Origin of the sequence: Pseudescherichia sp. (genome assembly GCF_031987975.1) — a bacterium.
In the GTDB taxonomy this organism is placed as follows: Bacteria; Pseudomonadota; Gammaproteobacteria; order Enterobacterales; family Enterobacteriaceae; genus Pseudescherichia.
Genome location: NZ_DALZYX010000005.1, coordinates 108,105 through 120,982 on the forward strand (window position 1 = coordinate 108,105; position 12,878 = coordinate 120,982).

12 protein-coding genes are annotated in these 12,878 nt (G+C 54.3%); 9 read left to right on the forward strand and 3 right to left on the reverse strand.

The features are described 5' to 3' along the window. Positions 1-31: 31 nt before the first annotated feature. A complete protein-coding gene (gene fumA, locus RTN40_RS10240; protein ID WP_312228362.1) occupies positions 32-1,678 on the reverse strand; it encodes a class I fumarate hydratase FumA in 1,647 nt (548 codons plus the stop codon). A gap of 198 nt (positions 1,679-1,876) precedes the next feature. Here fumA and manA point away from each other — a divergent pair, with 198 nt between their 5' ends. Next, positions 1,877-3,055 carry a mannose-6-phosphate isomerase gene (gene manA / locus RTN40_RS10245; RefSeq protein ID WP_312228363.1) on the forward strand — a complete coding sequence of 393 codons (1,179 nt, stop codon included), beginning with the start codon at positions 1,877-1,879 and terminating at the stop codon, positions 3,053-3,055. A 97-nt stretch (positions 3,056-3,152) separates the two neighbouring features. Next, complete coding sequence (locus RTN40_RS10250; protein ID WP_312228364.1) at positions 3,153-4,736, forward strand: YdgA family protein; 1,584 nt, start codon at positions 3,153-3,155, stop codon at positions 4,734-4,736. 24 nt (positions 4,737-4,760) lie between these two features. Here the strand turns inward: RTN40_RS10250 and RTN40_RS10255 are convergent, their stop codons facing one another. Next, positions 4,761-5,789, reverse strand: coding sequence for a Mal regulon transcriptional regulator MalI (locus tag RTN40_RS10255; RefSeq protein ID WP_312228365.1), 1,029 nt, complete (start codon positions 5,787-5,789; stop codon positions 4,761-4,763). 176 nt (positions 5,790-5,965) lie between these two features. On the opposite strand from RTN40_RS10255, the gene malX reads away from it, so the two are divergent. The 6 genes from malX to add all read left to right on the forward strand — a co-directional run bounded on the left by malX (position 5,966) and on the right by add (position 11,426). Further along, positions 5,966-7,558: a maltose/glucose-specific PTS transporter subunit IIBC gene (gene malX / locus RTN40_RS10260; RefSeq protein WP_312228366.1), complete on the forward strand. Its 1,593-nt coding sequence runs from the start codon at positions 5,966-5,968 to the stop codon at positions 7,556-7,558. A gap of 11 nt (positions 7,559-7,569) precedes the next feature. Further along, on the forward strand, positions 7,570-8,742 hold the full coding sequence (locus RTN40_RS10265; RefSeq protein WP_312228367.1) for a MalY/PatB family protein: 1,173 nt from the start codon (positions 7,570-7,572) through the stop codon (positions 8,740-8,742). A gap of 196 nt (positions 8,743-8,938) precedes the next feature. After that, positions 8,939-9,430 carry a type VI secretion system tube protein TssD gene (gene tssD, locus RTN40_RS10270; RefSeq protein WP_312228368.1) on the forward strand — a complete coding sequence of 164 codons (492 nt, stop codon included), beginning with the start codon at positions 8,939-8,941 and terminating at the stop codon, positions 9,428-9,430. After that, positions 9,430-9,795: a tlde1 domain-containing protein gene (locus RTN40_RS10275; RefSeq protein ID WP_312228369.1), complete on the forward strand. Its 366-nt coding sequence runs from the start codon at positions 9,430-9,432 to the stop codon at positions 9,793-9,795. Before tssD ends, RTN40_RS10275 begins: the two co-directional genes overlap by 1 nt. Positions 9,796-9,799: 4 nt before the next feature. Beyond that, positions 9,800-10,240 (forward strand): Shiga toxin A subunit, encoded by a 441-nt coding sequence (locus tag RTN40_RS10280; protein WP_312228370.1) that lies wholly within the window; start codon positions 9,800-9,802, stop codon positions 10,238-10,240. A gap of 184 nt (positions 10,241-10,424) precedes the next feature. Further along, the gene (add, locus tag RTN40_RS10285; RefSeq protein WP_312228371.1) at positions 10,425-11,426 is read left to right on the forward strand and encodes an adenosine deaminase; all 1,002 of its coding nucleotides are present in this window, start codon (positions 10,425-10,427) and stop codon (positions 11,424-11,426) included. A gap of 31 nt (positions 11,427-11,457) precedes the next feature. Here the strand turns inward: add and RTN40_RS10290 are convergent, their stop codons facing one another. After that, positions 11,458-12,498, reverse strand: a complete 1,041-nt coding sequence (locus tag RTN40_RS10290; RefSeq protein ID WP_312228609.1) for an oxidoreductase — start codon at positions 12,496-12,498, stop codon at positions 11,458-11,460. Positions 12,499-12,716: 218 nt separating this feature from the next. Here RTN40_RS10290 and blr point away from each other — a divergent pair, with 218 nt between their 5' ends. Further along, the gene (gene blr, locus RTN40_RS10295; RefSeq protein WP_042393736.1) at positions 12,717-12,842 is read left to right on the forward strand and encodes a division septum protein Blr; all 126 of its coding nucleotides are present in this window, start codon (positions 12,717-12,719) and stop codon (positions 12,840-12,842) included. The last annotated feature ends 36 nt before the right edge of the window (positions 12,843-12,878 follow it).

The window sequence follows — 12,878 nt, forward strand, 5'->3', positions numbered from 1 at the left end:
AAAAAAAACCGCCCTTTCGGGCGGTCCAGATTTATTTCACGCAGCGGGCGCAGGCCGACGCGTGGATCTGCTGGAAGAAGTCGTTGCCCTTATCATCAACCAGGATAAAGGCCGGGAAATCGACTACTTCAATTTTCCAGATGGCTTCCATACCCAGCTCCGGGTACTCGACGCACTCCAGGCTGCGGATACTGCCCTGGGCCAGCACCGCCGCCGGGCCGCCAATGCTGCCGAGATAGAAACCGCCGTGCTTGTGGCAGGCATCGGTCACCTGCTGGCTGCGGTTGCCCTTCGCCAACATGATCATACTTCCGCCTTCAGACTGGAGCTGATCGACGTAGGAGTCCATCCGCCCTGCCGTTGTCGGCCCAAGAGAGCCGGAGGCATAGCCTTCGGGGGTTTTCGCCGGTCCGGCGTAGTAGATCGGATGATCTTTGACGTACTGCGGCAGGCCTTCGCCACGGTCCATACGCTCTTTCAGCTTGGCGTGGGCGATGTCGCGGGCGACGATAATGGTGCCGCTCAGGGACAGACGGGTCGACACTGGATACTGCGAGAGCTGCTGTAAGATGTCACGCATCGGACGGTTGAGATCGATACGCACCGCTTCGCCCTCGCCCGCCTGGCGCAGCGATTCAGGAATGTATTTGCCCGGATTCTGCTCCAGCTTCTCAATCCAGATCCCGTCGCGGTTGATTTTGGCTTTGATATTGCGGTCCGCCGAGCAGGAGACGCCCATGCCCACCGGGCAGGATGCGCCGTGGCGCGGCAGACGGATCACCCGCACGTCGTGAGCAAAGTATTTGCCGCCAAACTGCGCCCCGAGGCCGAGATCCTGCGCAGCACGCAGCAGCTCGTTCTCCAGGGCCACGTCGCGAAACGCCTGGCCGTGTTCGTTACCTTCGGTAGGCAGGCCATCGTAATACTTGGTTGAGGCGAGCTTGACCGTTTTCAGGGTCGCTTCCGCCGAGGTTCCACCGATGACAAAGGCAATATGGTATGGCGGACACGCCGCCGTACCCAGGGTGCGCATCTTGTCGACCAGGTAATCCTTCAGCTTGCCTGGGGTCAACAGCGCCTTGGTCTCCTGATAGAGATAGGTTTTATTGGCCGAGCCGCCGCCTTTGGCAATGCAGAGAAACTTATACTCATCGCCGTCCACGCTGTAGAGATCGATCTGTGCCGGCAGGTTGGTACCGGTGTTGACCTCACGGTACATATCCAGCGCCGCGTTTTGCGAATAGCGCAGGTTATCTTCGATATAGGTGTTGTAGACGCCGCGTGCCAGAGCGGCTTCATCACCGCCGCCGGTCCAGACGCGTTGTCCCTTCTTGCCGCTGATGATAGCGGTGCCGGTATCCTGACAAGTGGGCAGGATGCCCTTCGCTGCGATGTCAGAGTTGCGTAAAAATTGCAGCGCCACGTAGCGATCGTTCTCACTGGCCTCGGGATCGGCGAGAATATCTGCCACCTGCTGCTGGTGCGCAGGACGCAGCATAAACGACGCATCGTGAAACGCCTGCTGCGCCAGCAGGGTCAGCGCCTGGGGTTCAACCTTAAGGATCTCATGACCGTCAAACTCCGCTACGGAGACGTGATCACGGGTAAGCAGATAGTATTCGGTTTCATCCTTTTTGAGGGGGAAAGGATCCTGATAGTGAAAAGGTTTTGTCGACATTATTCTCTCACTTACTGCCCGGTCTGGTTATTGTCTGGGCAAACGTTCCGTTGCCCTGCTAAAAAGCGAGTCTGCTTATCCTACACAATTTTTTAACAAAAACTGAGATAAGGACGACTTTTTAAGTCAGGTAATTACTTACCATGGGTTTATTGGTTTAATAGCCACATAATCCTCAACGTAATACAGGGCTTGATAATGCAAAAACTCATCAACTCAGTGCAGAACTATGCCTGGGGAAGTAAAAGTGCGTTAACGGAACTCTATGGGATCGCCAACCCCGACGGACTGCCGATGGCAGAGCTGTGGATGGGGGCGCACCCGAAGAGCAGCTCAAAAGTCGATAATGCATCTGGCCAGCCGCAGTCGCTGCGAGAGGTCATTGAACAGGATAAAACGGCTTTGCTGGGCCAGGCGGTAGCAGACCGCTTCGGCGAACTGCCCTTCCTGTTTAAAGTGCTGTGCGCCGACCAGCCGCTCTCTATTCAGGTTCACCCTAACAAGCAGGCCTCGGAAATCGGCTTTGCCAAAGAGAACGCGGCAGGCATTCCGCTGGATGCGGCCGAGCGCAACTATAAAGATCCTAACCATAAGCCTGAGCTGGTATTTGCCCTGACGCCGTTCCTGGCAATGAACGCCTTTCGCGAATTTAGCGATATCATCTCCCTGCTACAACCGGTAGCGGGCGCGCATCAGGCTATCGCCCACTTCCTGGCGCAGCCGGATGCCGACAGCTTAAGCCACCTCTTTGCCAGCCTGCTCAATATGCAGGGTGAAGAAAAATCACACGCGCTGGCGGTACTGAAGGCCACCCTGGCCAGCCAGCAGGGGGAGCCGTGGGAGACGATCCGCTTTATCTCTGAGTTCTACCCGGACGACAGCGGTCTCTTCTCGCCGCTGCTGCTTAACGTGGTCAAGCTTAACCCAGGCGAGGCGATGTTCCTGTTCGCTGAGACGCCGCACGCCTACCTTAAAGGCGTGGCGCTAGAGGTGATGGCTAACTCTGATAACGTTCTGCGCGCGGGCCTGACGCCAAAATACATCGACATTCCCGAGCTGGTTGCCAACGTTAAATTTGTGCCGAAGCCAGCCGCAGATCTGTTGACCACGCCCGAGCAACACGGTGCGGAGCTGGATTTTCCTATTCCGGTTGCCGACTTTGCCTTCTCCCTGCATGAACTTTCTACGCAGGTCTCAATGCTTGCCCAGCAGAGCGCGGCGATCCTCTTCTGTGTCGAGGGAGAGGCCGTATTGAGCAAGGGCGAACAGCGGCTGGTGCTCAAGCCGGGCGAGTCAGCCTTTATCAGCGCCGGGGAATCTCCGGTGGAAGCAAGCGGCGTTGGCCGCCTGGCCCGTGTGTACAATAAAGTGAACTAAGTACTGACCTTTTTGCACCTTATTGCTAAGCTTAGCAAGACCTTACGACTCTCCAGGCGGCCTTTTCCGCCTGGTTTCATTTTTAGGGATAATCGCTATGAAGAAAACGCTTGTCGCTGCGGGCATTATTGTTGCACTGGGCGTCGTCTGGACGGGAACCGCCTGGTACACGGGTAAACAGCTGGAAAAACACCTTGCCGACATGATTGGGCAGGCCAACGCCGAGCTTAAGCGCAGCGCGCCGGGAGCAAACCTGGAAGTGGCCTCGCAGAACTACGAGCGTGGCATCTTTAAAAGCCATCTGCAGCTGCTGGTCAAACCGGTCGAAGGTGGCGAGAACGCCTGGCTGAAGCCTGGTCAGAGCGTGGTGCTGAACGAGACGGTGGATCACGGTCCGTTCCCGTTTGCCCAGCTTAAATCCTTTAACCTGATCCCGGCCATGGCATCCGTTAAAACCACGCTGGTTAATAACGATGTCTCTAAGCCGCTGTTCGATATGGCCAAAGGTGAGTCGCCGGTTGAGGTCAATACCCGCATTGGCTACGGCGGTGATACCGGTTCCCACATTCAGTTTAAACCGTTGAGCTATGAGAACGAGGGTGAAAAAGTCGCCTTCAGCGGCGGTGAGTTCCAGCTTGATGCCGATAAAGACGGCAACGCTATCTCCCTGAAGGGCGAGGCCCAGAGCGGACTGGTCAATACCGTTAACGAATATGGTCAGCATGTTCAGGTCACCTTCAACAATCTGAAAACCGACGGTGACAGTAAGCGCGCGCAGTTTGATGAGCATCTGGGCAACCAGAAGCTGAGCGTTGAGAAGCTGGCTATCGCCGTGGAAAACAAAGAGATCGCGGTGATGGAAGGTACGGACCTGGCTATCAAAAACGATCTCGTCAACGACGGCAAAAATATCAATAGCCAGATCGACTACACGGTCAACAGCGTGAAGGTGCAGAACCAGGATATGGGCAGCGGCAAGCTGACGATGAAAATCGGCCAGATTGACGGCCAGGCGTGGCATCAGTTCCGCCAGCAGTACAATGCGCAAAACCAGGCCCTGCTCTCTCAGCCGGAGGTGATGAAAGATCCGGCCATCTATCAGCAAAAATCCACCGAGGCGTTCTTCGGCGCGCTGCCAATACTGTTAAAAGGCGAGCCGGTGATCACCGTTGCTCCTCTGAGCTGGAAAAACAGCAAGGGCGAAACGACGTTTAACCTGTCGCTGTTTATGAAGGATCCGGCAGCTACCCCTGCCGCTCCTGCACCACAAACCCTGGCGCAGGAGGTCGATCGCAGCGTGAAGTCGCTGGAGAGTAAGCTGACTATCCCAATGGATATGGCAACCGAGTTTATGACTCAGGTAGCTAAGCTACAGGGCTACCAGCAGGCGGATGCTGAAAAGCTGGCAAACCAGCAGGTGAAAGGCCTGGCGGCGATGGGCCAGATGTTCCGCATCACCACGGTAGCGGATAACAACATTAGCACCAGCCTGCAGTACGCCAACGGCCAGATTGTCCTTAACGGGCAGAAAATGAGCCTCGACGAGTTTGTCGGCATGTTTGGTATGCCTGAGCTGGGGGTTCCACAAGCCGAACCAGTACCAGCGCCAGCACCGGCTCCAGTGCCAGCCCCGCAGGCCGTGCCGGAAGCGACGCCTCCAGCAGCAGTGCCTCAGCAGTAATCTGCCAGCCCCTCTCCGGAGGGGCTATTTTTTGACGATTAACCGGGCATGCAACGTTTGGCTGCGGGCCGGGCTATCTTCCTTCGCAATACGCTGCATGATCCTTTCCGCCAGGGTATAGCCTATCTCCCTTGCGGGCGTCGTTACCCAGATAATCGGCAGTTCATCTAGCGCGCTCTCAGTGACATCTGCAAAGGCGGCAAGGGTCACCTGCTGCTCAAAGTAGCTATCCATCCCTGCCTCACCGCTCTGTCGTCCCGCCCGCATCAAACCAAACCAGGCCCCACGGGCAATAACATCGTTGTAACACACTACCGCGCTGATGGTGGGATTACGCCGTAGCAGCGCGGCAACCGCTTCCGCGCTCTGCTTCTGACTGGTATCGCATTCAACGACCCATTCGCTGTGAAAGGGTAAACCATATTTCAACAGGGTGGCACAATAGCCGCCTACTCTCTCCGCCCGCGTTAGCGAGGCGCTGTTGCCCCCCAGCCAGGCAATACGCTGATGGCCACGCTGAATCAGATACTCGGTGAGCATCTGGGCCGCCTGCATATTGTCCGGCCTGACACAGTCGGCATCGTCAAGGTAGCTGGCGCGGGAGGCAAACACCAATGGCGTGCTCTGCTCTGCGGCATAAGCCTGAAGTTCACCGCTTACCCCTGCGCCTCCGGCTATCACGACGCCATCTACCCCTTGTGCCAGCAGGGTGTTAAAACGCTGAAGAAGTTGCTCCCCGCCGTCGCCACCGTGCAGAAGAAATACCATCCGCCCCTGGGCTTCAAGCGCTTCCGTCAGTCCGGCCGTGAGTTCAGCATAAAATGGAGAAGAGAGGTTACGCACAATCAGGCCAATTACGCCGCTCTGCCCACCGCGCAGAGCAGACGCCTGGCGGTTACGAACAAAGCCGAGCCGCTCGATTGCCTGGTTGACGCGCTCGCCAGTCGCCGTAGAGATACGTCCCTTCCCGCTAAGCACCAGCGAAACGGTGCTAACCGAAACCCCCGCCGCCACCGCGACATCGTTAATGGTTATTTTTTTTAGAGTGGTCATAAAAACAGTAGTCCCCGGTACTGGCGTAGATAAAACGTTTTATCTATAGGACTATTTTATACGCTTTTTTATTGCTCAGTTGTGTGATTTATAGCGCATAAAAATTAGGTAAAACGTTTTATCTTTCATCCCCACAACAATCTCATCTGCACCTCTTTTTCGACAAGGAGTCGTTTATGACGACGAAAACCGTACAGAAAATCACGCTGTGGGAATTTTTTCAGCAGCTGGGCAAAACCTTTATGCTGCCCGTCGCGCTGCTCTCTTTTTGCGGGATTATGCTCGGCATCGGCAGTTCGTTAAGCAGTCGCGATGTCATGACGCTGATCCCAGTGCTGGGCAATCCGGTGCTGCAGGCTATCTTTATCTGGATGAGCAAAATCGGCTCCTTTGCCTTTAGTTTCTTACCTGTAATGTTCTGCATTGCCATTCCGCTGGGGCTGGCGCGCGAGAATAAAGGCATTGCCGCCTTTGCCGGCTTCGTTGGCTACGCGGTAATGAACCTGGCGGTTAATTTCTGGCTGACGGCCAAAGGCATCCTGCCGAGCACCGATGCCGCTCTGCTAAAGGCGTATAACATTCAAAGCGTGCTGGGTATTCAGTCTATCGATACCGGCATCCTCGGGGCGGTCATCGCCGGGGTTATCGTTTGGCTGCTGCATGAACGTTTTCATACCATCAGACTGCCGGACGCACTCGCCTTTTTTGGCGGTACCCGCTTCGTTCCCATTGTCACCACCGTGGCGATGGGACTGGTCGGCCTTGTTATCCCGCTCATCTGGCCCGTATTTGCTATGGGCATTCGCGGGCTGGGGCAGATTATCAACAGTGCGGGTGATTTTGGGCCAATGATCTTCGGCACCGGTGAACGCCTGCTGCTGCCGTTTGGCTTGCAGCATATCCTTGTCGCGCTGATCCGCTTCACGGACGCAGGCGGCACCCAGGAGGTATGCGGCCATAGCGTCAGCGGTGCGCTGACCATATTTCAGGCCCAGCTGAGCTGTCCAACCACGCACGGGTTCTCAGAGAGCGCGACGCGTTTTCTCTCTCAAGGGAAAATGCCCGCTTTCCTTGGCGGCCTGCCCGGCGCAGCGCTGGCGATGTATCACTGCGCCCGTCCTGAGAATCGTCATAAAATTAAGGGGCTATTAATCTCCGGCCTGATCGCCTGTGTGGTCGGCGGCACCACGGAGCCGTTAGAGTTTCTGTTCCTGTTTGTCGCCCCGGTGCTCTATCTCATTCACGCCCTGCTCACCGGCCTCGGCTTCACGGTGATGGCCGTACTTGGGGTGACTATCGGCAACACCGACGGCAACGTGATTGATTTTGTGGTATTTGGCATTCTGCACGGTCTGGCAACCAAGTGGTACCTTGTGCCAGTGGTCGCCGCCGTCTGGTTCGCGGTGTACTACCTTATCTTCCGTTTCGCTATCCTGCATTTTAATTTAAAAACGCCGGGCCGGGATATTGAAACGGCCAGCTCCGTCGAGAAGACGATGGCAGGCGCGCTGGGACGTTCAGGCTATAACGTCCCGGCAATACTCGCTGCGCTGGGCGGGAGTGATAATATCGTCAGCCTCGACAACTGCATCACCCGCCTGCGTCTCTCTGTTAACGATATGTCTCGCGTTGATGTGCAGGCCCTGAAGGACAATCGCGCCATCGGCGTGGTGCAGCTTAACCAGCACAATTTACAGGTCGTGATTGGCCCTCAGGTGCAGTCGGTGAAAGATGAGATGGAAGCCCTGATGAACTCAGTGCAGGCATAAAGGATAAGGCTATGTTTGATTTTTCGACGGCGATCGACCGGCATGGAACATGGTGTACGCAATGGGACTACGTAGCGGATCGGTTTGGCGTGGCCGACCTGCTGCCCTTCACCATTTCGGATATGGATTTCGCTACCGCCCCCTGCATTATTGACGCCATCCAGCAGCGACTGGCGCATGGCGTGCTGGGCTATAGCCGCTGGAAGAATGAGGATTTCCTTGGCGCGGTCTGCCACTGGTACGCTACCCGCTTTGCCACCGGGATCGATCCTGAGACCCTCGTCTACGGCCCGTCGGTTATCTACATGGCTTCCGAGCTGATTCGCCAGTGGTCTGCGCCGGGAGATGCCGTGGTCATTCACACTCCGGCCTACGATGCCTTTTATAAAACCATTGAAGGTAACCAGCGGCGCGTTCTGGGCGTGCCGCTGGAGAAAACCGCTATCGGCTGGCAGTGCGACTTCACAGCGCTGGAGGCCGTACTTGCCCTGACGGAAACCAAAATTCTACTGCTGTGCAGCCCGCATAATCCGACAGGGAAAGTGTGGACGCGTGAAGAGCTGGAGGCGATGTCCAGGCTCTGCGAACGCCATGGCGTCAGGGTGATTAGCGACGAGATCCATATGGATATGGTGTGGGGCGAGGCAAAACATATTCCCTGGTGCCAGGTGGGTCGAGGCGAGTGGGCGTTGTTCACATCCGGGTCGAAAAGCTTCAACATTCCGGCGCTGACCGGGGCGTATGGGATAATCAGCGATACGCAAAGCCGGGAACGCTATCTTTCAACGCTTAAAGGCAGGGACGGACTCTCCTCCCCGGCGGTGCTCTCGCTCTGCGCGCATATTGCCGCCTACCGGGAGGGCGCGCCCTGGCTGGATGCGCTGCGCACCTACCTGCAGGGTAATATGACGACCATCGCCAGCCAGCTGAATCAGGCGTTTCCTCAGCTTCGCTGGCAGCCGCCTGAGGCCAGCTATCTGGCGTGGATCGATCTGCGGTCGCTTAATCTCGACGACCATGCGTTGCAGGATGTGCTTATCCACCAGCAGAAAGTGGCGATTATGCCGGGATATACCTATGGTCCCGAAGGGAGCGGGTTTGTCAGGATGAATGCGGGCTGCCCAAGGGAGAAGCTGGATCGGGGTCTCGAGAGATTGATTGCGGGGATAAACACTCTATTATAATTTATGCTGCGTAAATTTTCCCTCATAGCCCTGATGATGCCTAAACCAGTCATCATCAGGGTTTATCCAAATCGTAAATAATTCTCATGTTAATTATCGACACTGAATATATGTACATGAATTGTAATTAATTTTCTGTGTATTTATGACTCCTTGAGAGCGAGACTACTAACGGTCTATCAATAAGGAGTTGAAAATGGCTATACCAGTATATCTCTGGCTCACTGACGATGCCGGAAAACTTATTAGAGGTTCAGTTGATATCCATGACCGTGAAGGCAGCGTGGAAGTTTTAGAGCTAATGCATACTGTAGAACTTCCAACTGATGATCTCACTGGAAAAATAACCGGACCTAGACTTCATGGCGAACTGGCTTTTAGAAAAGAGATCGATAGTGCTTCCCCCTATTTATACAAGGGAGTGACATCAGGCAGCAAATTCAAAACTGCAGAATTTCGTCACTACCGTATAAACTACAATGGTCAGGAAGAGGAGTATTTCAGAACAAGCCTTGAAAATGTCATGATTACTGACATTGACTCATTCATGTTGGACATTAAGGATCCGCAATTTGACAAGCAAACTCACCTTGAATATATCTCACTGAGTTACGAAAAAATTACCTGGCATTATTTCGACGGGAACATTATTCATAGCGATACGTGGAAAGTGAGAGGTGCGGCATAATGACATGGGTTTACCAAGTGAAAACGGCCAGATTCTATCATAATGGATCTTATGCCTTTACCGCCCGGTACGCTGGTGCCAAAGGTTTCTATAACGATCCATCAAAAGAATGTGTAGCAGACAAAGGACCACTTCCTCGTGGTACATATCACATAAGCGCCCCATTTTTTCATCCTCATGCAAAAAAATATACTATGCGACTTACCCCAGAATCCTCTAACCATATGTGCGGACGAGGAGGGTTTCTAATCCATGGAGACAGTATCTCAGACCCCGGAGGGGCCTCTAATGGTTGCATCATTCTTGATCTCAACTATCGAATTAAGATTGGTACCAGTAACGATCATACTCTTATTGTAGAATGATGCTATGAACAAACTCATCTATATTGCCCTGTTTTTTCCCGCCCTCTCATATGCTGATGATAAAGCATGTGCAAATATCTGGGCATCAATTGAAACAGGATTATTTCAGCACTTTACAGAGGAACTAAACATCGTGCCTTCATCGATAGATAGAGATAAGACTGTTGTAGAGGTTTTAGATATTTCTCCGGTATCTCGCCTTTTCGCTACACAAATAGCATATGAAGACCATAATGCAGATGAGGCACTTAACAACGGGTTGACTTTATCTAAATCACAATACTTTTCCTCTTACTACGAAAATAAGGTGAAAAACGTCACAGCAAAATATACCTATCAGAACAAGAAGGGTATAAAAAATGTATTTATCGCTTCAGGCCTTATCAATGCTGATGAGTGCTCCGTACGGTTTAATGGGTATCTGACGCTGTCGCGAGAGTTTTAATATTTTTGGGGGCTTAGCTCCCAATCCCTCTTACGTTCATGTGAATGAAATGGAATAATCGCGCCCAACGTAAAACTGCCATAACGTCCCCAAGCAACTGTATATTCATAAATTTTTCAATAGTTTTAATTAGTTAGGTTTGTTGAGTATAATGCTCTGCACTTTATCTAAAAAGAGTGCAACCATGATTGACGCTAACCTACCTTTGACCGACATTCATCGCCATCTTGATGGCAACATCCGGGCGCAAACCATCCTTGACCTTGGCCGTGAATTTTCACTTGCCCTGCCCGCTGACTCGCTTGAATCGCTGCGTCCGCACGTCCAGGTGACCGCTAACGAACCGGATCTGGTGAGCTTCCTGGCGAAGCTGGACTGGGGCGTTAAGGTGCTGGCCTCGCTGGACGCCTGCCGCCGCGTAGCGTTTGAGAATATGGAAGATGCTGCACGTAACGGGCTGCACTACGTCGAGCTGCGCTTCTCACCACGCTATATGGCGATGACCCATGGTCTGCCAGTCGCTGGCGTGGTTGAGGCCGTGATTGAAGGGGTTCGCCAGGGCAGCCAGGCGTTTAACGTCCAGGCGCGTCTGATTGGTATTCTGAGCCGTACCTTTGGTGAGGACGCCTGCGTTGAAGAGCTGGATGCGCTGCTGGCTCACCGCGATGCCATCACTGGCCTGGATCTGGCCGGTGACGAGCTGGGCTTCCCTGGTAGCCTGTTCCTGACCCACTTCAACCGTGGCCGCGATGCGGGCTGGCACATTACCGTTCACGCCGGTGAAGCCGCCGGGCCGGAGAGTATCTGGCAGGCGATCCGCGAGCTGGGTGCAGAGCGTATCGGCCACGGGGTGAAAGCCATTGAGGATCGCGCGTTAATGGATTTCCTTGCCGAACAGCGCATCGGCATTGAGTCCTGCCTGACCTCTAACATCCAGACCAGCACCGTTGCATCGCTTGACGTGCATCCCCTGAAAGCCTTCCTTGAGCACGGCATTCTGGCGACTATCAACACCGACGATCCGGCGGTTCAGGGTGTGGATATTGTTCATGAGTATAACGTGGCGGCACCGCAGGCAGGCCTGAGCCAGGCGCAGATCCGCCAGGCGCAGATTAACGGCCTTGAGGTCGCTTTCCTCAGCGCGGCAGAGAAGCAGGCATTAAAAGACAGCCTGCGCAACGCATAAAAAAATGCCGCCCGGTTGGGCGGCACATCGGTTAAGCCAGACACAGGGTCGAACGATGTTTTGCCGACTCCATGCCTAACTCGATCAGCTCCATAATCTGGATCGCCTGGCTGGCGGGAACCGGATTTTCGCCCACGCCGTTTAGGGCATCGCGGATGCCAGCGTAATAAGCGGGATAATTCCCCGGCACGGTGAGCCAGCTCTCCTCCACCACCTCTTCACCGTGAACGCGGGTTAATACGCCATCGCGCATATCATAGCCCCAGTCCTCCTGCGGCAGCCGCTCGCCGTTTTTCAGCCGCTCCTCCTGCGGATCGAGACCGTATTTCACGTAGCTGCCTCGGGTGCCATGCACGATGTAACGGGCCGACTCCGCCGCCGCCAGTAGCGTACCGTGGAGTATGACGCGACGTTGAGGATAGCTCAGCACCGCGTGGAAATAGTCCGTCGCCTGCGCTCCCGGACGCAGCTGGGCCAGATCGACGGTGATGCTCACCGGCAGGCCGAACAGGTTTACCGCCTGGTCGAGCAGGTGCGGACCCAGATCGTACCAGATGCCGCTCCCCGGTCCGGCCAGCTCGCGCCAGCGGTTACGCACCTGAGGACGGAAGCGATCGAAATGTGACTCAAAATAGTTCACCTCCCCTAAGGCACCTTCTGCTATCAGAGCCTTTACCGTCAGGAAATCGCTGTCCCAGCGGCGATTGTGGAATACCGAGAGCACGCGACCAAGGCTGCGTGCCAACGCATCCAGCTCCCGTGCCTGTGACAGTGTCACGGTGAAGGGCTTATCGACGACGACATGCTTGCCCGCCTCCAACGCCGCCTTTGCCAGCGGAAAGTGAGTATCATTAGGCGTCGGAATAACAATCAGATCGAGACTGGGATCGTTGAAAAGATGTTTAGGCTCCGAGACCACCGGCACCGCAGGCCAGTCTGCTTTTACTTTTGCCTCATCGCTACTGGAGATAGCGGCCAGCTCCATACCCGGCGTACCGTCAATGAGCGGAGCGTGAAATGTCTTACTGGCGTAGCCGTAGCCAATTAATCCAACCCGAATTTTATCATTCATCATGCTGCCTCTCGTCAGTGCGGGGGGATATTTCTATCCTCAACATAGTTGTCACAATAATATGCATTTTATAACTTATCTAAAACATCCTGTAGCACACTTTAACGTTCCAATTGCGAATAGGCTGAAAATATGGTTTGTTACTTGCTGAGGCTTTTTTGCGTCGATACTATGCCATTTCTATATACAGGGAGAAATAGAAAAGTATGTCCGGAATAATGAACCGAATCATTGAATTAGCAGGATGGGTTGTACTGGGCGTAAGCGCCATACTTTTGGGCGTTGCCAGCCATATTGATAACTACCAGCCGCCGGAACCTGCCGCTACCGTACAGGCTAAATAGCGTTCGCCCGCGTTATTTTTCAACGCTTGCCGCTAG

Excerpts from the sequence above, each read along its gene's own strand:
- fumA (WP_312228362.1), bottom strand. The coding sequence starts at position 1,678 with ATGTCGACAAAACCTTTTCACTATCAGGATCCTTTCCCCCTCAAAAAG.
- manA (WP_312228363.1), top strand. The coding sequence starts at position 1,877 with ATGCAAAAACTCATCAACTCAGTGCAGAACTATGCCTGGGGAAGTAAA.
- RTN40_RS10250 (WP_312228364.1), top strand. The coding sequence starts at position 3,153 with ATGAAGAAAACGCTTGTCGCTGCGGGCATTATTGTTGCACTGGGCGTC.
- RTN40_RS10255 (WP_312228365.1), bottom strand. The coding sequence starts at position 5,789 with ATGACCACTCTAAAAAAAATAACCATTAACGATGTCGCGGTGGCGGCG.
- malX (WP_312228366.1), top strand. The coding sequence starts at position 5,966 with ATGACGACGAAAACCGTACAGAAAATCACGCTGTGGGAATTTTTTCAG.
- RTN40_RS10265 (WP_312228367.1), top strand. The coding sequence starts at position 7,570 with ATGTTTGATTTTTCGACGGCGATCGACCGGCATGGAACATGGTGTACG.
- tssD (WP_312228368.1), top strand. The coding sequence starts at position 8,939 with ATGGCTATACCAGTATATCTCTGGCTCACTGACGATGCCGGAAAACTT.
- RTN40_RS10275 (WP_312228369.1), top strand. The coding sequence starts at position 9,430 with ATGACATGGGTTTACCAAGTGAAAACGGCCAGATTCTATCATAATGGA.
- RTN40_RS10280 (WP_312228370.1), top strand. The coding sequence starts at position 9,800 with ATGAACAAACTCATCTATATTGCCCTGTTTTTTCCCGCCCTCTCATAT.
- add (WP_312228371.1), top strand. The coding sequence starts at position 10,425 with ATGATTGACGCTAACCTACCTTTGACCGACATTCATCGCCATCTTGAT.
- RTN40_RS10290 (WP_312228609.1), bottom strand. The coding sequence starts at position 12,498 with ATGAATGATAAAATTCGGGTTGGATTAATTGGCTACGGCTACGCCAGT.
- blr (WP_042393736.1), top strand. The coding sequence starts at position 12,717 with ATGAACCGAATCATTGAATTAGCAGGATGGGTTGTACTGGGCGTAAGC.